Source organism: Blastococcus sp. SYSU D00868, assembly GCF_054050575.1.
Map to the genome: position 1 here is coordinate 32,524 of NZ_JBJGZO010000020.1, position 20,738 is coordinate 53,261.

20 protein-coding genes are annotated in these 20,738 nt (G+C 76.4%); 15 read left to right on the forward strand and 5 right to left on the reverse strand.

Annotated features, from left to right (window positions below; translation table 11 throughout):
• Positions 1-67: 67 nt before the first annotated feature.
• Both ACI79F_RS16575 and ACI79F_RS16580 read right to left on the reverse strand, forming a co-directional pair.
• On the reverse strand, positions 68-709 hold the full coding sequence (locus tag ACI79F_RS16575; protein WP_456545314.1) for a LuxR C-terminal-related transcriptional regulator: 642 nt from the start codon (positions 707-709) through the stop codon (positions 68-70).
• Positions 710-1,063: 354 nt separating this feature from the next.
• Positions 1,064-1,729 carry a LuxR C-terminal-related transcriptional regulator gene (locus tag ACI79F_RS16580; RefSeq protein WP_456545315.1) on the reverse strand — a complete coding sequence of 222 codons (666 nt, stop codon included), beginning with the start codon at positions 1,727-1,729 and terminating at the stop codon, positions 1,064-1,066.
• Between the two features lie 465 nt (positions 1,730-2,194).
• Here ACI79F_RS16580 and ACI79F_RS16585 point away from each other — a divergent pair, with 465 nt between their 5' ends.
• The 13 genes from ACI79F_RS16585 to ACI79F_RS16645 are packed head-to-tail and all read left to right on the forward strand — an operon-like array spanning position 2,195 to position 16,046.
• Positions 2,195-2,521, forward strand: coding sequence for a TcmI family type II polyketide cyclase (locus tag ACI79F_RS16585; protein WP_456545316.1), 327 nt, complete (start codon positions 2,195-2,197; stop codon positions 2,519-2,521).
• Between the two features lie 31 nt (positions 2,522-2,552).
• Entirely contained in the window at positions 2,553-4,271 is a 1,719-nt protein-coding gene (locus tag ACI79F_RS16590; protein ID WP_456545317.1) for an acetyl-CoA carboxylase carboxyltransferase subunit alpha, read from the forward strand.
• Position 4,272: 1 nt separating this feature from the next.
• The gene (locus tag ACI79F_RS16595) at positions 4,273-4,800 is read left to right on the forward strand and encodes an acetyl-CoA carboxylase biotin carboxyl carrier protein (protein WP_456545318.1); all 528 of its coding nucleotides are present in this window, start codon (positions 4,273-4,275) and stop codon (positions 4,798-4,800) included.
• Between the two features lie 13 nt (positions 4,801-4,813).
• Positions 4,814-6,559: an acetyl-CoA carboxylase biotin carboxylase subunit gene (locus tag ACI79F_RS16600; RefSeq protein ID WP_456545319.1), complete on the forward strand. Its 1,746-nt coding sequence runs from the start codon at positions 4,814-4,816 to the stop codon at positions 6,557-6,559.
• 46 nt (positions 6,560-6,605) lie between these two features.
• On the forward strand, positions 6,606-7,118 hold the full coding sequence (locus ACI79F_RS16605; protein WP_456545320.1) for an SRPBCC family protein: 513 nt from the start codon (positions 6,606-6,608) through the stop codon (positions 7,116-7,118).
• Complete coding sequence (locus ACI79F_RS16610; RefSeq protein ID WP_456545321.1) at positions 7,115-8,092, forward strand: ACP S-malonyltransferase; 978 nt, start codon at positions 7,115-7,117, stop codon at positions 8,090-8,092. The genes ACI79F_RS16605 and ACI79F_RS16610 overlap by 4 nt, the downstream gene beginning before the upstream one ends.
• Positions 8,089-8,511 (forward strand): cupin domain-containing protein, encoded by a 423-nt coding sequence (locus ACI79F_RS16615; RefSeq protein ID WP_456545322.1) that lies wholly within the window; start codon positions 8,089-8,091, stop codon positions 8,509-8,511. Before ACI79F_RS16610 ends, ACI79F_RS16615 begins: the two co-directional genes overlap by 4 nt.
• Positions 8,508-9,797: a beta-ketoacyl-[acyl-carrier-protein] synthase family protein gene (locus tag ACI79F_RS16620; protein WP_456545323.1), complete on the forward strand. Its 1,290-nt coding sequence runs from the start codon at positions 8,508-8,510 to the stop codon at positions 9,795-9,797. Before ACI79F_RS16615 ends, ACI79F_RS16620 begins: the two co-directional genes overlap by 4 nt.
• On the forward strand, positions 9,794-11,035 hold the full coding sequence (locus tag ACI79F_RS16625; protein ID WP_456545324.1) for a beta-ketoacyl synthase N-terminal-like domain-containing protein: 1,242 nt from the start codon (positions 9,794-9,796) through the stop codon (positions 11,033-11,035). Before ACI79F_RS16620 ends, ACI79F_RS16625 begins: the two co-directional genes overlap by 4 nt.
• The gene (locus ACI79F_RS16630; protein WP_456545325.1) at positions 11,032-13,569 is read left to right on the forward strand and encodes an FAD-dependent monooxygenase; all 2,538 of its coding nucleotides are present in this window, start codon (positions 11,032-11,034) and stop codon (positions 13,567-13,569) included. The genes ACI79F_RS16625 and ACI79F_RS16630 overlap by 4 nt, the downstream gene beginning before the upstream one ends.
• A gap of 34 nt (positions 13,570-13,603) precedes the next feature.
• Positions 13,604-14,881: a cytochrome P450 family protein gene (locus ACI79F_RS16635; RefSeq protein ID WP_456545326.1), complete on the forward strand. Its 1,278-nt coding sequence runs from the start codon at positions 13,604-13,606 to the stop codon at positions 14,879-14,881.
• A gap of 32 nt (positions 14,882-14,913) precedes the next feature.
• Positions 14,914-15,606 (forward strand): TcmI family type II polyketide cyclase, encoded by a 693-nt coding sequence (locus tag ACI79F_RS16640; RefSeq protein WP_456545327.1) that lies wholly within the window; start codon positions 14,914-14,916, stop codon positions 15,604-15,606.
• Between the two features lie 11 nt (positions 15,607-15,617).
• The gene (locus tag ACI79F_RS16645; protein ID WP_456545328.1) at positions 15,618-16,046 is read left to right on the forward strand and encodes a VOC family protein; all 429 of its coding nucleotides are present in this window, start codon (positions 15,618-15,620) and stop codon (positions 16,044-16,046) included.
• Positions 16,047-16,128: 82 nt separating this feature from the next.
• Here the strand turns inward: ACI79F_RS16645 and ACI79F_RS16650 are convergent, their stop codons facing one another.
• Both ACI79F_RS16650 and ACI79F_RS16655 read right to left on the reverse strand, forming a co-directional pair.
• A complete protein-coding gene (locus tag ACI79F_RS16650) occupies positions 16,129-16,908 on the reverse strand; it encodes a hypothetical protein (protein WP_456545329.1) in 780 nt (259 codons plus the stop codon).
• 25 nt (positions 16,909-16,933) lie between these two features.
• Positions 16,934-17,803, reverse strand: coding sequence for an ATP-binding cassette domain-containing protein (locus tag ACI79F_RS16655; RefSeq protein ID WP_456545330.1), 870 nt, complete (start codon positions 17,801-17,803; stop codon positions 16,934-16,936).
• Positions 17,804-17,983: 180 nt separating this feature from the next.
• On the opposite strand from ACI79F_RS16655, the gene ACI79F_RS16660 reads away from it, so the two are divergent.
• On the forward strand, positions 17,984-19,114 hold the full coding sequence (locus ACI79F_RS16660; protein WP_456545331.1) for a sensor histidine kinase: 1,131 nt from the start codon (positions 17,984-17,986) through the stop codon (positions 19,112-19,114).
• On the forward strand, positions 19,111-19,782 hold the full coding sequence (locus tag ACI79F_RS16665; RefSeq protein ID WP_456545332.1) for a response regulator transcription factor: 672 nt from the start codon (positions 19,111-19,113) through the stop codon (positions 19,780-19,782). Before ACI79F_RS16660 ends, ACI79F_RS16665 begins: the two co-directional genes overlap by 4 nt.
• A gap of 19 nt (positions 19,783-19,801) precedes the next feature.
• Here the strand turns inward: ACI79F_RS16665 and ACI79F_RS16670 are convergent, their stop codons facing one another.
• Positions 19,802-20,719, reverse strand: a complete 918-nt coding sequence (locus tag ACI79F_RS16670) for a GGDEF domain-containing protein (RefSeq protein WP_456545333.1) — start codon at positions 20,717-20,719, stop codon at positions 19,802-19,804.
• Between the last annotated feature and the right edge of the window lie 19 nt (positions 20,720-20,738).

Consider the following 20,738-nt stretch of genomic DNA (forward strand, 5'->3'; position numbering starts at 1 on the left):
AGCGGCCGGCATTCCGGAACGCGACCGGCATCACGCCGGCCCGGCGGGCCGCCCGCCGCCCCGCGCCTCAGGCCACGGGGGACTCCTCCCGGGCGACCAGGATCGCCAGCTGGGTCCGGGTGCGGATCTGCAGGCGCCGCATCGACGCCGTCAGGTGGCTCTTGACGGTGGCCAGGCTGAGGAACAGCCGGCCGGCGATCTCCTCGTTGCTCAGCCCCTGCGCCACGAGCACCGCGACCTCGCGCTGCCGGCCGGTGAGCTGGTCCAGCGGACACGTCCCGGTCCGCGCCGGCGGGGCGGGCGCCGTCAGGTAGCGCACCAGCTGCCCGGTCGCCGCCGGGTCGAGCGCGGCCTCGTGCCGGGCCAGCGCCCGCACCGCCTCCACCAGACGCGGCGCCGCGGAGCGCCGGGGCAGGTACCCCCGCACCCCGGCCTGCAGGACCTCGACGAGGTCGACCTCGGCGTCCTCGCCGGGCTCGGCCAGCACGAGGACCGCCGGCCCGCACCGGCACAGCTCCCGCAGCAGGGGGCGCGTGGCCTCGCCGATCAGCCCCTGACGGACGACGACGACCGCCGTCCCGCCGCCGGCGGCCGCCGCCAGGGCCTCGGGCAGCTGCGCGGTCTCCGCGACCACCGCCATGTCCGGCTGTGCCTCCAGGACGACCCGGAGACCGAGGCGGAACACCTCGTGGTCCTCGCAGAGGACCACGCCGAGCAGCGACGTCGGCGGCCGGATCGCGACGGGACGCCGGACGGGCCCGCGCCCGAGGGGAGGACCGGTCGTGCCGGCGGCACCGCCGGCGGAACGACCCGCGGACGGCCGTGACGGACCGTTCCAGACCCCGTTGTCGCCAAGACTCATGCGAGGACCCCCTGCCCGGATGACTGCCGGCCGGAGCCGGCTCCCACGTGGGGCGTGGCCGCGAACGATGGTTCCGGTACCCCGCAGTACGGAACGGACGGTCGCGGAGAAAGGTAGCCCACGACCGATCGGGGCTGTCCAGGCTCATCACAACGAATCCACAGGAAACTCCGATCTCCGGCGGACGCGCCGGTCGCGGCCTCACTGCCCGTGGGTGCCCAGTGACTCCCCGCCCAGGTCATCACCCTGCGTCATGCGGTGGACGTGGATCGCGAGCTGCGTGCGGTCCCGCAGCCCGAGCCGGCGCAGGGCCACGGTGATGTGTCCCTTCACCGTGGCCCGGCTGAGCCGGAGCCGCTCCCCGATCTCGGCGTTGGTCAACCCCTCCGCCACCAGCTCCGCGACCGCCCACTGCCGCGCGGTCAGCGGGCTCGCGCCCGGGAGAGCCGGCCCCGAGACGGGCGCCGCCCCCTCCAGGCGGTGCAACAGCTCCCCGGTGACCGCCCCGTCGAGCACCGTCTCGCCGTTGGCCACGGCCCGCACGCCCTCGACCAGCCGCTCCGGGCTGACCGTCGTGTACATGTAGCCGCGGGCGCCGGCCCGCAGGGCGTCCACGAAGTCGCCGCCACCGGGACCCGCCTCGCCGAGCAGGACGACCCGGATGCCCAGGGCGGTGAGCGCGCCCACCAGCCGCTGCACCACCGGGCCCCGGGCGCCGAGACCGACCAGGGTCACGTCGGGGAGCAGCCGGCCGGCCAGGGCGAGGGCCTCGTCGGCGCCGGCCGCCTCGGCGACGACGACGAGGTCCGGCGTCCGGGCGAGGACGGTGCGCAACCCGTGGCGCAGCACCTCGTGGTCGTCGCACACGAGGACGCCGACCTGCGGCCTGCCCTCGCCTGCGGCCCCTGGAGAGCCCCTTCTACCCGGTCCGCCGACCATGAGCGTCAGCTCCCGTCCGGTACGGCGGCGGTCGCAGCCTCGCCATCTTCTCTGGTGGGACCGCACGAAGTTAGGCCCTCGCCGCGCCGGGTCGCCACCACGTCCGTCGCGAGGGCCGCGACTCGCCGCGGGGGTTCATACCCGGGTAGGGGCCCGCCCCGGCCACAGGTGGGGGTCGGTCGTCCACGGGGTCCGACCTCCCACCTCCTCGTGGCGGGGTCCTCCCCCCACGAGGAGGAGCCGTCCTCCTCCCCTGCGACCTCCGGACCGCACCCCCGCGCCCCCGGGGGCGACGGCGAACTCCACCCCGCGGCCGATGCCCGCGGCGGCGGGCCGCTCCTAGCGTTCCCCGCATCCCCGGCAGCCCGCCAGGCGCCGACCGCTGGAGGCCCCGTGCACCAGACCATGATCATCGCGAGGATGGCCCCGGACGACGCCGACGACGTCGCCGCCGTCTTCGGCAGGTACGACGCGACCTCCATGCCGCACGAGATCGGCGTCCGGCAGCGCTCGCTGTTCCGGTTCCGCGGGCTCTACGTGCACCTCATCGACTTCGACCGCCCGGCCGCCGACGCCATGCGGGTCGCCCAGTCGCTGCCCGCGTTCCGCTCGGTGAGCGAGGACCTGCGGCCCTACATCCAGGCCTACGCGTCCGACTGGAGCTCGCCGCAGGACGCCATGGCCCAGCGCTTCTACCACTGGACCGCCTCGCCCGCCTGAGCCCGGCCACCCACCCCGAGGGGAGGACGCGATGTCCACGTCGCCGACGACCACGGCACCGGCTGCCGCCCACCGGCTGGTCGACTGGGTCGCCTGCCCGGAGTGCGGCTGGCTGCTGTACCGCAAGCGGCTGGACCGGAACCTCTCCGTCTGCCCCGAGTGCGACCACCACCTGCGGCTGGGCGCCCGCGCCCGCATCGCGCTGCTGGTCGACCCCGGGACCTTCACCGAGACCCTCTTCGCCCCCGGCCGGCGCGACCCCCTCTCCTTCACCGACCTGCGGAGCTACGGCGACCGGCTGCAGGAGGCCGCGCGGCGCTCCGGCGAGTCCGAGGCGGTCGTCGTCGGCACGGCGGCGATCGGCGGGACGGGCGTCGTCGTGGCCGTCATGGACTTCGGCTTCCTCGGCGGCAGCATGGGTGTGGAGGTGGGCCGGCGGGTGAGCGCGGCCGCCGCGCTCGCACTGGAGCGGGGACTGCCGCTGGTCACCGTGTGCGCCAGCGGCGGGGCCCGGATGCAGGAGGGCGTCTTCTCGCTGTTCCAGATGGCGCGCACCAGCGCCGCCTTCGCCCGCCTGCACGAGGCCGGGCTGCTCACCGTCTCCGTGCTCACCGACCCGACCTACGGCGGGGTCTCGGCCTCCTTCGCCACGCTGTCCTCCGTCCTGGTCGCCGAGCGGGGGGCCCACGTCGGCTTCGCGGGACGGCGCGTGGTGCAGGAGACCATCGGGGCCGAGCTCCCGCGCGAGTTCCAGACCGCCGAGTTCCTCCTGGCGCACGGCCTCGTCGACCGGGTGGAGACCCGGGCGGAGCTGCGGCCCCTGCTGGTCCGGCTGCTGGCCCTGCACCACCGGCCGGCGCCCCTGCCCTCCGACCGGCCGCAGCCGCACCCGCCCGCCACCGCGGGGACCGGCCTCGACCCGTGGCAGGTCGTCGCGCGGGCCCGGTCGGTCGACCGCCCGACGACGCTGGACCTGGTGCACGCGGCCTTCGACGACTTCGTCGAGCTGCACGGCGACCGTGCCTTCGCCGACGACCCCGCCGTCGTCGGCGGCGTCGCCGCCCTCGCCGGGCGCACGGTCGTGGTGATCGGCACCGAGAAGGGGCACACGGTCCGCGAGCGGGTGGCCCGCAACTTCGGGATGGCCCACCCGGAGGGCTACCGCAAGGCGCTGCGCCTGCTCGAGCACGCCGAGGCCTTCGGCCTGCCGGTGGTCACCCTCGTGGACACCCCCGGCGCCCACCCCGGTCCCGAGGCGGAGGAACGCGGCCAGTCGCACGCGATCGCCGAGATCATCCAGCGCAGCAGCCGGCTGCGGGTCCCGACCGTCTCGGTGGTCACCGGCGAGGGCGGCAGCGGCGGCGCGCTGGCGCTGTGCACCTCCGACCGGCTGCTCGTGCTCGAGAACGCCTACCTGTCGGTCATCAGCCCCGAGGGCTGCGCCGCCATCCTGTGGCGCACCGCGACGGCGGCGCCGACCGCGGCCCGCGCCATGCAGTTGGGCGCGGCGCACCTGGTCGAGGCCGGCATCGCCGACGCGGTCGTCCCGGAGCCCCCGGGCGGCGCCGACGCGGACGGGGACGCCACCGCGCAGGCCCTCCGGGCCGCGCTGGTCCAGCAGCTGGCCGAGCTCGACCGGCTCGACGTCCCCGACCTGCTGGCGGCCCGCACCCGGCGGCTGGCCCGCATCGGCGGGGACGACGCCCAGGGCCTGCGGGCCGTGCCGACCGCCGTCCCACCGGGGAGCTGACGTGCAACCGACCGAGCTGCCGCCCCGAGCCGCCAAGGCCGGCGGCGCGCCGACGCCCGAGGACACCGCCCGGGCCCTGCGCGACGAGGTCGTCGAGCTCGCCCGGGCGCTGCCCGGCGACCTGCGCCGCCTGACCGTCCGCAGCGGCGAGCGGGCGATCGAGATCGAGTGGGCGCCCGGCCCTCCCGCGCCGGCCGCGACCGCTCCCGCAGCCCCGGCCGCGGTCCCCCCGGCCCCCGAGGCCGCCGCGGCCGGCACCCCCGAGGTGCCCGAGGGCGTCACCGCCGTCCGGGCGCCGCTGGTCGGCACGTTCTACGCGGCGCCGTCGCCGGACGCGGACCCCTTCGTGCGCGAGGGCGACGAGGTCGAGGCTGGCCAGACCCTGGCGATCGTCGAGGCGATGAAGCTGATGAACCCGATCGTCGCCGACGAGGCCGCGGTGGTCGCCGAGATCCGGGCGGCCGACGGCAGCTCGGTCGAGTACGACCAGGTGCTCATGCTGCTGCGCCCCGCGGGACGGCTCCGGTGAGGGGGCGGGCACGGTGATCAGCCGGCTGCTCATCGCCAACCGCGGCGAGATCGCCGTCCGCGTGGCCCGGGCGTGCCGGGAGCTCGGCATCGAGGTGGTCGCCGTCCACTCGACGTCGGACCGCGACTCCGCCGTGGTCGCCCTCGCGGACGAGGCCGTGCACATCGGTCCCGCGATGCCGCGGTGCAGCTACCTGCACGTGCCCAACATCGTCGAGGCGGCCCTGCGCACCGGCGCGGACGCCGTCCACCCCGGCTACGGGTTCCTCTCCGAGGACCCCGACTTCGCCGAGATCTGCGCGGCCGAGGGGCTCACCTTCGTCGGCCCCCCGCCCGAGGTCATGCAGCAGATGGGCAACAAGGCGACCGCGCGCCGGCTGATGGCCGACGCCGGCCTGCCGCTGCTGCCCGGCGTGGTCGAGCCGGTCCGCACCGCCGACGAGGGGCGGGAGGTCGCCGACCGGATCGGCTACCCGGTGATCATCAAGGCGGCGGCCGGCGGCGGCGGCCGCGGGATGACCGTGGTGACCCGCTCCGCCGACTTCGCCGCGGCCTTCGCCAGCACCCGCGCCACCGCCCGCGCCGTCTTCCGCGACCCCGCCGTCTACGTCGAGCGCTTCCTCCCCTCGGCCCGGCACGTCGAGGTCCAGGTCCTCTGCGACGCCCACGGCAACGGGATCTCCCTCGGCGAGCGCGACTGCTCGCTGCAGCGCCGGCACCAGAAGCTGCTCGAGGAGGGCCCGGCCGCGCACCTGTCGCCGACCCAGCGGGCCGGGCTCGGGGCGCTGGCGGTGCACGGCGCCCTGTCGGTCGGCTACACGGGCGCGGGGACGATGGAGTTCCTGGTCGACGGCACCGGGCGGGCCTACTTCATGGAGATGAACGCCCGCATCCAGGTGGAGCACCCCGTCACCGAGCTGCTCACCGGGATCGACCTGGTGCGCGAGCAGATCCTGGTCGCCGACGGACGCCGGCTGCAGCTGCACCAGGAGGACGTCGTCGTCCGCGGCGCGGCGATCGAGTGCCGGATCAACGCCGAGGACCCGGTCCGCGGGTTCGCCCCGGCGCCCGGCCACCTCGACGTCCTGCACGTGCCCGGCGGGCCCTGGACCCGGTTCGACACCGGCTACCGCCAGGGCGACGACGTCAGCCCGCACTACGACTCCCTGCTCGGCAAGCTCGTGGTCTGGGCGCCCGACCGGGACCAGGCGATCCGCCGGATGGACCGTGCGCTGACCGAGCTGCGGGTCGAGGGCCCCGGGCTGCACACCACCGTCGCCCTGCACCGCGCGCTGCTGCGCCACCCCGACGTCATCGCCGACCGGCACGACGTCCAGTTCCTGGACCGGACGCTGCCCGAGCTGATCGCCCGCACGGCCTCGCTCGCCGAGGACCCGGCGCTCGACGTCCCCGCGACCCGCGGCCCGCTGCAGCTCGTCCGCACCCCGGCACCGGACCGCCCGGCGCCGGCCCGTCCCACCGAGGAGAGGACCAGTCCCATGCCCGAACCGTCGTTCACCCTCGACGACCTCATGGACCTGCTCACCGCGAAGGCGGGGCTGTCGGCGTCGGCACGCACCTCCGACCCGGACGCCCGGTTCTCCGACATCGGGCTGGACTCGCTGGCCTTCCTGTCGATGCAGACCGAGCTGCAGGACCGCTACGGCACCGAGATGCCCGACGACAGCCCCGACCGCTACACGTTCGGCGAGATCGTCGCGACGGTCGCCGAGAGCCGGCAGGCGACCGGGATGGCCTGAGCGAGCGCCCCCCGCACCCCACCACCCGCGTCCCGAGGAGCTGTCCATGACCACCATCGAGCGCACCGACGACCTCGAGCAGGACGGCGGGCCCATCGGGCACACCGACAACTCGATCGTCATCGACGCCGACATCGACCACGTCTGGCGGATGACCAACGACCTGGCCTCCTGGCCGGACCTGTTCACCGAGTACAGCGCGGTCGAGATCCTGGCCCAGTCCGGGTCGACGTTCCGCTTCCGGCTCACGATGGTCCCCGACGAGGCGGGACGCGTCTGGAGCTGGATCTCCGAGCGCACCCTCGACGAGGCCGCCCACGAGGTCGTGGCCCGCCGCCTCGAGGCCCGGCCCTTCGAGTTCATGCACATCCGCTGGACGTACACCCCGGAGGGCAGCGGGACCCGGATGCGCTGGGTGCAGGACTTCCGGATGCGCCCCGACGCACCGATCGACACCCCCGGCATGGCCCGCCGGATCGACGCCAACACCAAGGTCCAGATGGCCGTCATCAAGGACAAGGTCGAGGCCGCGGCCCGGTCCGCGGAGCAGGTGACGTGACACCGCTCCCGGGGGTGGCCGTCGTCCTGCCCGGCGAGGGCGGCGCCCACCCCGGCCTGGCCGACCCCTGGCTGCTCGACCCGGTGGCCGCCGAGGTCGTCACCCGGGCCTCCGCGGTCGCCGGCCGGGACCTCGCCCGCTGGTGGCGCGACCCGCTCGCGCTCGTCGACCGCGAGGCGGCCGACCTCGAGGTCGTGGTCACCGGCGTCGCCGCCTACCGCAGCCTCACCGCCCGCGGACTGCGGCCGGTGGCCGTCGCGGGCCACGGGGTGGGCGAGTACGCCGCGCTCGTCGCCGCCGGCGCCCTGGACCTGGAGCAGGTGGTGGAGCTGGTCCGCTGGCGGGCCGACCTCATGACGCTGGCGCCCCGCCCCTCGTGCGCCGGCATGGCCGCCGTCGTCGGCCCGGGCGCCGCCGAGGTCGCCCGCGCCGTCGTGGCCCGGGCCGAGGGCGCCGGGACGCTGGCCGTCGCCTGCCTCGACGGCCCCGCCCAGGTGGTGCTCTGCGGCGAGCGCGAGGCGCTGGCCCGCGCGCGCTGGGCCGTGCTGGCCGCGGGGCTGGACCTCGTGCGCCTGCCGGGCCGCACGGCCTGCCACGGCCCGCTGGTCCGGCCGGTCGCCGACCACCTCGCCGGCGCCCTGGCGGCGCTCGACTGGTCCGTGCCCGACCTGCCCGTGGTGCCGAACGCCGACCCGGTGCCCACCCGCGACCCCGAGCGGCTGGCCCGCGGCCTGCGCGCCCACCTGACCACGCCGGTGCGCTGGGAGGAGACGTCGCGGGTCCTGGGAGCCGCCGGCGCCGTCCTCGAGGTCGGGGGCGCGCCGCTGCTGGGGCCGCTCGTCCGGCAGGTCGCCCCCGGGCTGCCGGTCCACCTCGTCACCGGGCCGGCGTCCCCCCTGGCCGCCGTCCCCCCGTCCGCCGCCGTCCCCGGACCGGCGCTCGCCGGCTCGGCCCCCGCCCGAGGAGAGCCATGACCACCATCCAGCACGCCCCCAGCGCGGTGCGGGTCGGCCCGACGGTGTCCCGCGCCGACACCCCGCCCAACCGCCGGCGCGGCGGGGACATCCGCGTCCTGCTCTCCCCGGCCAGCGTCGGCAGCACCGCCGGGTTCATGGGCACGCTGACCCTCGAGCCCGGCGAGGTCGTGCGCGAGCACTGGCACCCCTACTCCGAGGAGTTCCTCTACTGCCACAGCGGCGACGCGCTGGTCACGCTGGACGGCGAGGAGCGGCGGCTCGCGGCCGGGTCCGCCGTGCACATCCCGATCGGCGTGCGCCACCGGATCGTCAACGACGGCGCCTCCGCGGCCTTCTTCGTGTTCTGCAACGGGCCGCTGGCCCCGCGCCCGGAGCTCGGCCACGTCGACACCGAACCCGCGCCGGGTCCGCGGTGAGCGCCCGCCGCCGGGTCGTCGTCACCGGCATCGGCGTGGTGGCCCCCGGGTCGATGGGCCGGGAGGGCTTCTGGGAGATGCTCACCGCGGGCCGGACCGCGACCCGGCGGATCACGTTCTTCGACCCGAGCCGCTTCCGCTCCCAGGTGGCCGCGGAGGTGGACTTCGACGGCCGGCTGCACGGGCTGACCGCCCACGAGGTGCACCGCAACGACCGGTTCGTGCAGATGGCGCTGGTCGCCGCCGACGAGGCGGTCGCCGACAGCGGGCTGCCGCTGGGCTCCGGCACCGCCGAGGCGCCCGACCCCGAGCGGGTGGGCGTGGCGCTGGGCAGCGCGGTCGGCGCCACGATGCGGCTGGAGCAGGAGTACGTGGCGGTCAGCGACGCCGGGACCCACTGGCTGGTCGACCCGCGCTACGCCTCGCACTTCCTGCACCACGCGCTGGTGCCCAGCTGCGGCGCCACCGAGCTCGCGGTCCGGTTCCGCGCGCACGGGCCGGCGACCGTGGTCTCCACCGGCTGCACGTCCGGCATCGACGCCGTCGGCTACGGCAGCCAGCTGATCGAGGACGGCGACGCCGACGTCGTCGTCTCCGGGGCGAGCGACGCCCCCATCTCGCCGATCTCCATGGCCTGCTTCGACACCATCCGGGCGACCACGGGCAACAACGCCGACCCCGAGCACGCGGCCCGGCCCTTCGACGCCCGGCGGGACGGCTTCGTCATGGGCGAGGGCGCGGCGGTGCTGGTGCTGGAGGAGCTGGAGCACGCCCGCCGGCGGGACGCCGAGGTCTACTGCGAGATCACCGGCTACGCCAACCGGTGCAACGCCTTCCACATGACCGGGCTCAAGCCCGACGGCGTGGAGATGGCCGAGGCGATCCGGCAGGCCCTGGCCCAGGGCCGCACCGCCCCCGACGAGGTCGGCTACGTGAACGCCCACGGCTCGGGGACCAAGCAGAACGACCGGCACGAGACCGCGGCGGTCAAGCTCAGCCTCGGCCCGGCGGCGCAGCGGGTGGCGATGAGCTCGATCAAGTCGATGGTCGGCCACTCCCTGGGTGCCATCGGGTCGATCGAGGTCGCGGCGACCGCGTTGGCCCTGCAGCGCGGGGTGCTGCCGCCGACCGCCAACTACGAGGTGCCCGACCCGGAGTGCGACCTCGACTACATCCCCAACACCGCCCGCGAGCAGAAGGTCGACGTCGCGCTGTCGGTCGGCAGCGGCTTCGGGGGCTTCCAGTCGGCGATCGTGCTCTCCCGGCCGTCCCGGAGGACACCGTGACAGGTCTGCTCGTCACCGGGCTGGGGGTGGTCGCACCGACCGGCGTGGGCGCCGAGGCCCACTGGTCGTCGCTGCTCCGCGAGGAGGCCGCGATCCGGCCGATCGAGGGGTTCGACCCCACGCCGTACGGGATCACGCTGGCCGGCCAGGTCCGCGACTTCCGGCCCGAGGAGCACGTGGACTCCCGGCTGGCGGTGCAGACCGACCGGTGGACCTGGATGTCGCTGGCCGCGGCCACGCTGGCCGCCGAGGACGCCGGCTACTCCGCCCCCGAGGACGCCTACGCCACATCCGTCTTCCTCGCGGCCGGCTCCGGCGGCAACGAGTTCAGCCAGCACGAGATCCAGGGGCTGTGGGCCAAGGGCCCCCGGTCGGTGGGCGCCTACCAGTCGATCGCCTGGTTCTACGCCGCGAGCACCGGCCAGATCTCGATCCGCGACGGCTACAAGGGGCCCTCCGGCGTCGTGGTCAGCGAGGGCGCCGGCGGGCTGGACAGCATCGGGTGGGCGCGGCGCGTCGTCCGCCGCGGGACGCCGGCCGTCCTGGTCGGCGGCACCGAGGCCGGCATGTGCCCCTACGCGCTGCTCTGCCAGGCCACCAGCGGGCGGCTGTCGACCGCGACCCGGCCGGAGGAGGCCTACCGGCCCTTCGACCGGCGGGCGAACGGGCACGTCGTCGGCGAGGGCGGGGCGATCCTGCTGCTGGAGGAGCCCGCGGCGGCCCGGGCCCGCGGCGCGCGGCGCGTGTGGGGCGAGGTCGCCGGCTACGGCGCCACCCACGACGCGTACCACCACGAGGCCCCGGCCCCCGATCCCGGCCAGTACGCGCGGGCGATCCGGCTCTCCCTCGCCGACGCCGGCGCGACCCCGGACGAGGTGGACCTGGTGATCGCCGACGGCGCCGGCACGCCCGGCCTCGACGCGCTGGAGCTGGCCGCGATCGGCGAGGTCTTCGCGCCGCGGTCGGCGCCGGTGCCGGTGGCCGCGCCGTCGTCCTACACCGGGCGGCTGATGGCCGGCGGCTCCGCGCTGGACGTGGCCACGGCCCTGCTGGCGATCCGGGACGGCATCGCGCCCGGCACCGCCCACCTCACCGACCCGGTCGACGCCCCCGGCGTCGAGCTGCTGCGGCGGCCGCGGGTGCAGCCGGTCTCGACGGTCGTCGTGCTCGCCCGCGGCTACGGCGGGTTCAACAGCAGCCTGGTGCTGCGCCGGTACCCGGAGGGTGAGGCGGCATGAGCGCGGGCACCGGCGAGCGGGCGGGCGTGCGGACCCTCCTGCGGATGCGCACGCGGGAGGGCTGCGAGGCCCGGTTCGAGGAGGCGTGGCGGGCGGCCGCGGCCGAGATCAGCCGGGTGCCCGGCAACCTGCGCCAGGAGCTGGTGCGCGACGCCGACGACCCGCGGACGTTCGTCATCACCAGCGACTGGGTGGACCGGGCCGCGGTCGACGCCTTCGGCCGCAGCAGCGCCCGGGAGACCCTCACCGCGGCGCTGCGGGACCTGCGCGAGGACGCGTCCCGCAGCACCTACGAGGTGCTGTACACCGTGCCCGGCGACCGGGGCCCGCACGTGCGGGTCGACATCCGGACGGTCGTGGGGCCCGGCGAGGAGGAGCTGTTCGAGCGGGCCTACCGGACGACGGCCGAGCGGCTGCGCGGCACCCGCGGGCTGGTCCGGGAGGAGCTGCTCAAGGAGCCCGACGAGCCGATCTACCACATCTTCGCCGAGTGGGAGACCGAGCAGGACTTCACCGACTGGGTGGACGACCCCTCCCACGCCGACCAGACCGCGACGCTGGTCCGGTGGCTGTCGGTCGACTTCGAGCGGCAGCTGTACGAGATCCGCTACCGGCCACCGGAGCAGGCCACCGGGGACGCCGGCTACGAGGCCCCGCCGCTGCGCGCCGCGGCGCCGCGGGCGACGCCGGCCCCGGCGCCGACCCCGGCGCCCGCACCGGCAACCACCCCGGCGCCGGCACCCCAGCCGGTGCACGCCGCGCCGCCGGCGCCGGTGCCCAGCGCCCCGGTGCAGGAGTTCGTGGAGCGCCCTCGGACCGCGCCGGCCCCCGTCGCGGCCGCCACGACCCCGCCCCGCGCGCCCTCGGCCACCGGCCGCGCGGACGCCGAGGTGCTCGTCGTCGGCGCCGGTCCGGCCGGGCTGACCCACGCGATCGAGCTGGCCCGCCGCGGCATCACCGTGCGGGTCGTGGACCAGCGGGAGCAGGCGGCGACCCAGGCGGACAAGGCCATCGGCATCCACTGCCGGACCATGGAGATCTGGGAGGACCAGGGGATCGCCGCCGAGGCGATGGACACCGGCATCTGGCTGCACGGGCAGACGGTGTTCGTCAACGGCGTGCAGACCCACCAGGTCGACTGGGCCGGCCTGGACGAGCTGCCCTACGCCCACCTCGGGCTGCCGCAGTACGAGACCGAGCGGCTGCTCACCGCGCGCCTCCTGGCCGCCGGGGTCGCCGTCGAGCGCGGCGTGGAGCTGGTCTCGTTCACCCAGGACGACGACGGCGTGACCGCGCGGCTGCGGCGCGCCTCGGGCGAGGTCGAGGACGCCCGGGCCCGCTACCTGGTGGGCTGCGACGGCGCGCACAGCGCGGTCCGCGCGGGCCTGGGGCTCTCCTTCGTCGGCGGGCTGTCGATGTTCCCGCAGCTGTTCATGCTCGGCGACGTCGACGTCGACTGGGACATGCCCGCCGGCCACCTGCTGCGCTGGGTGCGCATCGAGGACGACGGCGCGTTCACCGGGATGCTCGTCTGCGTCCCGCTCAAGGGCCGGCAGCGGTACCGGATCGCCACCCTCGCGCCGAAGCGGCTGCAGGAGACGATCGGCTCCGGGGTCGTGCCGGCCGGGTTCTGGCAGGAGTACGAGCCGCCGACGCTGGCCGACCTGCAGGCGGCGATCGACGACCTCGGCCCGCCCGGGACGACGGCGTCGGACCTGCGCTGGTCGTCGATCTTCCGGATCAAGCACGGCATCGTCGACCGCTACCGCGCCGGCCGGGTGTTCGTGGCCGGCGACGCGGCGCACCTGCACCCGCCGGCCGGCGGTCAGGGCATGAACACCGGCATCCAGGACGCCTGGAACCTCGGCTGGAAGCTGGCGCTGGCCGTGCGCGGCCTGGCCGCGCCGGGCCTGCTCGACAGCTACGACGCCGAGCGCCGCCCCGCCGGCAAGGCGATCGTCGACCGCGCCGTGGCCATCGCGTTCACCGACGAGATGGACATGGCCGACGAGAAGGCCCAGTTCCTGCTCGAGATGCAGATGACCATGAACTACGCCGGCAGCCCCCTGGTCGGGGAGTCGACCGACGGCGCGGAGTTCGCCGGCGGGCCCGAGCCGGGGCACCGGGCGCCGGACGTGCACGGGCTGCGCCGCTTCGGCGTCGCCCACGACCTGCGGCTGTTCGACCTCACCCGGGGCACGCACACGACGCTGCTGCTCGCGGTGGGCGCGGACGTGGCCGAGGAGCGGGTGCTGGACCTGGAGAAGCTCGCCGCCGCCGCCCGGCAGGCCGCGCGGGGGCAGCTGCGGCCGTACCTGCTCGCCGACCCGGCCGCCCGGATCCCGGCGCTGGTCGACCTGCCGGTGCTCCGCGACCCGGGGGCGTTCCGCGCCGCCTACGGGCTCACCGACCTCACCGGCCCCGACGGCACCGCCGCCCACGTCGTCCGGCCCGACGGCCACGTCGGCTTCCGGGCCCGCCCGGTGACCGACGACGCGCTGCTGGCGCACCTCGGGCGGGTGTTCGCGCCGTGACCGCGCCCGCCCCACCACCGCAGAGGGGGACCCCATGTCCGTGACCACCGACCGGCCGACCGGCACCGCCGGGCGCGAGGCCGACCCCGTCCCCGGCGCGGAGGTCTTCACGCCAGCGTTCCGGGCCGACCCCTTCCCCACCTACGCCCGGCTGCGCGCTGAGCGCCCGGTGGTGAAGGTGCGGACCCCGCGGTTCGACTCCTACCTGGTCACCCGCTACGCCGACGCCCGCGCCGCGCTGTCGGACCCGCGGCTGTCCAAGGACCTGTACCGGGCGGGCGACACCTACCTGGAGGTCTTCGGGGAGAAGGCCCGCCAGATCAACACGAACATGCTCAACTCCGACCCGCCCGAGCACACCCGGCTGCGCCGGCTGGTCAGCCAGGCGTTCACGCCGCGGCGGATCGAGGCGATGCGCCCGCGCGTCGAGGAGATCGTCGAGACGCTGCTCGACCGGATCGCGCCGACGGGGCACACCGACTTCGTCGACGAGTTCGCGCTGCGGCTGCCGCTGGCCGTCATCGGGGACCTGCTGGGGATCCCCCCGGCCGACCACGAGCAGATCCTGCGGGGCACGCAGGTCATCCGCACCGTCGGCACGGGCGGCCGCAGCCCGCAGGAGGACCGGGCGGCCATCGCCGAAGCGCAGCAGCGGCTGCACGACTACTTCGCCGGGCTGGTGGCGGCGAAGCGGCGGGCGCCGGCGGGCGACCTGGTCAGCTCGCTCATCGCCGCGCGCGACGAGCAGGGCCGCCTCTCGGAGGCCGAGCTGGTGTCGACGTCGTTCCTGCTGCTGTTCGCCGGCTACCAGACCACCTCGGACTTCCTCGGCAACGCCGTGGTGGCGCTGCTGACCCACCCGGACCAGCTGGAGCTGCTGCGCCGCGAGCCCGAGCGCCTGCCCGACGCCGTCGAGGAGCTGCTGCGCTTCGACTGCTCGGTGCCGGTGTCCAGCTTCCGCTTCGCCACCGAGGACCTGGAGATCGGCGGGGTGCCGGTCCCCGCCGGCTCGATCGTCACGGTCGTGCTGAGCTCGGCCAACCACGACCCGGCGCTCGTCCCCGAGCCCGAGCGGCTCGACCTGACCCGGCCCGACGTCCCGCACCTGGCCTTCGGCCACGGCCTGCACTACTGCCTGGGCACTGCCCTGGCCCGCATGGAGGCGACGACGGCGCTGCGGCGGGTCCTCGTCCGCCTGCCCGACCTGCGGCTCGACGTCCCCGTGGAGGAGCTGCAGTGGCTGCCCGCCGCGTCGGCCTTCCGCGGGCTGCTCGAGCTCCCGCTGCGGTTCACCCCGGTCCCTCTTCCCTGACCCCGTCCACCCCGAGCGCACAGGAGAGCGCCATGACCTTCCGCCCGTTCCGCAACGTGATCGTCTGCCACATGGTCCCCGGGAGCGAGGACGAGGTGGGGCCGGTCTTCGCCCACTTCGACCACGTCACCCGGCCGCAGGACCTCGGCGTCATCGGCCGGATCCTGCTGTCGCACGACGACCTGTACATCCACGTCATCGAGCGCAAGGAGGACCCGGAGATCTCCGGCCAGCGCCGGGGGCTGCCGGCCTTCCAGAAGATCGCCGAGCTGATCGAGCCCTACGTGACCCCGTACCCGAGCTACTGGCAGAACCCCTCGCACTCGGTGGCCAAGGAGTTCTACCGCTGGCTGCCCGAGGGTGAGGTCCCCGCCGAGCGCGAGGTCACCGTCATCGTGCAGCGGATGAAGCCCGGAGCCGAGGAGGACATCGCACGGGTCTTCGCCGAGTCCGACGCCGGGCCGCTGCCGCGCGAGACCGGGGTGACCGGGCGCTGGCTGTACGGGATCGACGACGTGATGGTGCACCTGCTCGAGCAGGACCCGGAGACCGCGGCCGCCGTCCGGGCCGACCACGAGTCCCGCCGGCCGGCGTTCGCCAAGATCATGGACGACCTCAGCCCGTACCTGAGCCCGTACCGCCCCGACACGTGGGAGACGCCGAAGGACTCGGTCGCGCGGCCGTTCTACCGGTGGGTCGTCCCCGACTGGCAGCCGGTGGACTGAGGACGCCGGCCGTGACGACCCTGCGCGGGTTCTCCACGCTCACCTTCTGGGCCGAGGACGTCGAGGCGGCCGCCGCCTGGTACGCCGACCTGCTGGGCGTGGCGCCCTACTTCACCCGGCCGGGCCCGGGCGGGCGGCTGCAGTACGCGAAGTTCCGGTTCGGCGACTCCGACGACGAGCTGGCCCTGGCCGCCCGCTCCTTCGACCCGGCCCCCACCCCCGGGCCGGGCGGCGCGATCGTGCACCTCCACGTCGACGACTTCGAGGGCACGCTGGCCCGGCTGCTGGCGGCGGGGGCCAGGGAGTACCAGCCGGTCACGCCGCACGGCCCGGTGGTCACCGCGGCCGTGACGGACCCGTTCGGCAACGTCCTCGGCGTGATGCACAACCCGCACTACCTCGAGGTCCTCGCCCGGACGGCCGCGACCGCCGCCGTGTGACCGCCGGCTGGACGCGAGTGTGCACCTGTCCACCTCTCGACCGGGTCGAGAGGTGGACAGGTGCACAGCGGTGCCGGGAGCCCTAGGCGACGGCCCGCCGGCGGGTGACGACCGCGCCCGCGACCAGGCCGACGAGCACCCAGCCGGCGAGGATCGCGGCGGAGCGGCCGGTCGCGTTCCCCTGCGCCAGGGCCAGCACGGCCTCCGCCGGGTCCAGCCTCGAGCCGATCTCCGGCTCGAAGGTCCGCACCACCGGCAGCGCGCCGAGGATCACCAGGTACAGGCCGGTCAGCGTGGCCGGGGTGTTGGCGAGCGCGGCACCGAACCCGGCGCCGGTGACCGCGAACGCCGCCCCGGCGGCGACCGCGACGGCCACGGCGCGGCCCGCGCCGGCCCAGTCGGCGCCGGTCTCGAGCAGCGCCAGGCCGAGCACGGTCAGCGCCGTCGACACCGCGGCGAGGGCCGCGCCGAGCAGCGCCACGGCGACCGCCTTGGCCGCCAGCACCCGGCCGCGCCGCGGGGTGAGCAGGTAGGTGGTCTGCACGGTGCGGTGGGTCCACTCGCCGGCGGTGGACAGCACGCCCAGCGCCATGAGGACGAGCGCGGTCAGCATGCCCATGACGCCGACCGGGCCGGTGACCGACCCCAGCCGCTCATCGCTGGCCGCGGAGATGATCGCCGCGGCTGCGGGGGCGAGCAGCGCCGCCGCGGCGGCGAGGGCCTTCCCGGAGCGGGTGGACAGGGACTTGCGCACCTCGAGGGCGACGAGGGCGGCAGGGGAGGCGGCCCCGGGCCGGACGGCGGGGCGGGCGGCGGGGACGGTCGTGGTCACGGCGGGCTCCCGGGGGAGGGTGGCGGTCATGGCGGGGCTCCAGAAGGGGGAACGGTCAGGCGGTGAGGGAGAAGAAGAGGTCCTCGAGGGCGCGCTCGGCCGGCCGCAGCTCGACCAGCACGTGGCCCCCGGCGGCGGCGACCGCCCCGACGGCGGCCGGGTCGGCACCCGGGACGACGAGCGCACCGCCGTCGCCGTGTTGCACGTGGAACCCGGCGGCGGTCAGGGCGGCGGCGAGGGCGGCCGGGTCGGCGGCACGCACCGTCGTCCCCTCGGCGCCGAGCAGGGCGGCGACCGGGCCGTCGGCCACGACCCGGCCGGCGCCGATCACCAGCAGCCGGTCGACGGTGTGCTCCACCTCGCCGAGCAGGTGCGACGACAGCAGCACCGTGCCGCCGCGGGCGGCGTGCCCGCGGATCAGGTCGCGCATCCAGCGGATCCCCTCGGGGTCCAGGCCGTTGGCCGGCTCGTCGAACACCAGCACCGGCGGGTCGGTGAGCAGCGCGCCGGCGATGCCCAGCCGCTGCCGCATGCCGAGGGAGTAGCCACCGACCCGGCGGCGGGCCGCGGCGGTCAGCCCGACCTGCTCCAGCACCTCGTCGGCGCGCGCGGCGGGCACCCCGGCCGCGGCGGCCAGCAGCCGCAGGTGCGCCCGGCCGGTCCGGCCCGGGTGCACCGCGGAGGCGTCGAGCAGAGTGCCGACGACGGCGCCCGGGTTGGGCAGCTCGGCGTAGGGGCGGCCGTCGACCAGCGCGGTGCCGGAGGTGGCCGGCACCAGGCCGGTCATCATCCGCATCGTCGTGCTCTTGCCGGCGCCGTTCGGGCCGAGGAAGCCGGTCACCGTGCCGGGCTCGAGGGTGAAGGACACGTCGTCGACGACGGTCCGGGTCCCGTACTGCTTGGTCAGTCCGCTGACCGTGATCATCGCTGCCTCCAGGGGTCGGCCTGTCGACGACGAACCTGCCGCTCGGGGCGCCCGCTCCGCGTCGGCCGGGAGCAGCCGATCGGGGTCGACGGAGGTCGCGTCCGTGTCATCCGATGGATGACGTGGGCCGGGACGATCGGCCGACCCGCCGACGCCGGTGGCGGACCTACGCTCCGCCCCATGGGGTCGCGAGCGCGCGTGTGGCCGGGGCTGTCGCGCCGCGCCGTCGCGCTCGAGGTGCTCCTCGCGCTGCTCTCCCTCGGCATGGTGGTGGCGGGCGCCGCCACGCCCGAGGCCGGCCTCGTCCCCGACGCCGCCCTGCTGGTGGGCAGCCTGGCGCTGGCCCTGCTGCTGCTCCTGCTGCGACGCCGGGCACCGCTGGTGCCCTTCGCCGCCGGCGCCGGGCTCGCCGCGCTCTCCTCCGCCGTGACGGGGGCCGCGCTGATCACCGCCTACGCGGTCGGGCGCTACCGCGGGGGATGGCGGCTGCGGGCCGTGGCCGCCGTGGGCGGCGTCGTCGCCGTCGCCCAGCCGTGGGGGCTGACCTCGCTGGACGAGTGGATCGGGGCCGTCGGCGGGGCGGTCCTCGTCGTGCTGCTGCCCGGCGCCCTGGGCGCATGGGCCCGCACCCGCGCCGAACTGCTCGCCGCCCTGCGCGAGCGCGCCGAGCGGGCGGAGACCGAGCGGGAGCTGCTGGCCCGCGAGGCGGTGCTCGGCGAGCGCACCCGGATCGCCCGGGAGATGCACGACGCCGTCGGGCACCGGGTGAGCCTGATGGTGCTGCAGGCCGGGGCGATCGAGGTCGCCGCCGCCGACCGCGACCGGGTCGAGCAGCTCGCCGGGCAGGTGCAGGCGGCCGGCCGGCAGGCGCTGGAGGAGCTGCGGCAGATGGTCGGCGTGCTGCGCGCCGACGACGGGGCGCCGCTCGCCCCGCAGCCGGGCCTGGAGAGCGTGGACCGCCTGGTGGCCGACAGCCGGGCGGCGGGGATGGACGTCGAGCTGCGGGCGCCGGACCGGCCCGCCGTCGACCCCTCGGTCGGCCGGGCCGCCTACCGGATCGTGCAGGAGGCGCTGACCAACGCGGCCAAGCACGCGCCGGGCGCCCGGGTGTGCGTACAGCTGGAGCGGCGGGAGGCCGAGCTGGTGGTGCGCGTGGTCAACGGCCCGGGCCGGGCGCCGGCGGCCGGGGCGCCGTCGGGCGGCCACGGGCTGGTGGGGTTGGCCGAGCGGGTGCGCACGCTCGACGGCCGGCTGGCGGCCGGCCCGCGGCTGGACGGCGGCTTCGCGGTCGAGGCGGTGCTGCCGGCGTGAGCGGACCGGGGCCGATCCGGGTGCTGCTCGTCGACGACGAGGAGCTGGTCCGCTTCGGGCTGCGCACCGTGCTGGAGGCCAGCGGCGGGTTCGAGGTGGTCGGCGAGGCCGGCGACGGCGCGGCCGGGGTCCGCGCGGCGCGGGAGCTGCGCCCCGACGTCGTCCTCACCGACATCCGGATGCCCGTGCTGGACGGGCTGGAGGCGACCCGGCAGATCCTGGCGATGCCGGACCCGCCGCAGGTCGCGGTCCTGACGACCTTCCACCTCGACGAGTACGTCTACGCCGCGCTCGCCGCCGGCGCGGCCGGGTTCCTGCTCAAGGACACCCCGCCCCGGGAGATCGCCGCGGCGGTGCGCGCGGTGGCCGACGGGACGGCGTCGCTCTCCCCCGCCGTGACCGCCACGCTCATCGACTCCTACGTGCAGCGCCGCGCCGCCCCGCGCCGGATGGAGGCGCTGGAGCGGGTCGCCGCGCTGTCGGACCGGGAGCGGGAGGTGCTGGTGCTGCTCGGCGGCGGCGGGTCGAACGCCGACCTGGCCCGGGAGCTGTTCGTCAGCGAGGCGACGGTGAAGACCTACGTCAGCCGCCTGCTCACCAAGCTGGACCTGGCCAACCGGACCCAGGCGGCGATCCTGGCCCACGAGGCCGGCCTGCTGGAGGGCTGACCCGCGGCCGGCCGCGCGGTCAGCGCAGCGGGCCGGGCGGCTCGTCGCGCACCGACCGCCGCCGCCGGTGGGTCTTGGCGCCGTACATCGCCCGGTCGGCGCGGGCGACCAGCTCGTCGGCGGTCTCCCCCGGCCGCCCCACCGCGGTGCCGATGCTGACCCCCAGGTGCAGCGGCCCGGCCGGCCCGGCGAACGGCGCCGCCATGCGGGCGACGACCTGCTGCGCCAGCTCCGCCAGCGCGGCGTCGGTCGCGCCCGGCTCGACCACGACGAACTCGTCGCCGCCGAAGCGGGCGACCAGCCGGGAGACGCCGGCGAGGACGGCGAGCCGGTCGGCGGCCTCGGTGAGCACCCGGTCGCCGACGGCGTGCCCGTGCTCGTCGTTGACCGCCTTGAACCCGTCGAGGTCGCAGAACAGCAGGCCGCAGCCGCCGCCGGCCTGGTGGGCGCGCAGCACGTCGAACAGCACGCCCCGGTTGGCCACCCCGGTGAGCGGGTCGGTGTCGGCGCGGCGGCTGAGCCGGGCCTCGCGCTGGCGGTCGGCGGTCACGTCGACGCCGAGGCACACCACCGCGTAGGGCCGCCCGTCGTCGTCCACGAGCACGGTGTTGCGCATCGCGACCCGCCGGCGCAGGCCGGCCCCGGTGAGCCAGTCGCCCTCCTGCGGGTACGCCACGCCGGTCGCCAGGGCGCGGGCGACGGCGTCCCGGGCGAGCTCCACGTGCTCCGGGGCGACGTACACGTCGGTGAAGACCCGGCCCAGCAGCTCGCGCGGGGCCAGGCCGGTGAACCGCTGCAGCGCGGGGTTGGCCAGCAGGATCCGCCCCTCGCCGTCGACGACGCACAGCAGGGCCTCGGTGGCCGCCGCCGCGGCGCGCAGCAGGCCGGGGTCCATGCCGTCGCCGCCGGGCGGGGCGGCGCCGTCCTCGGTCGGCACGTGGCGGCACCCCCCGACG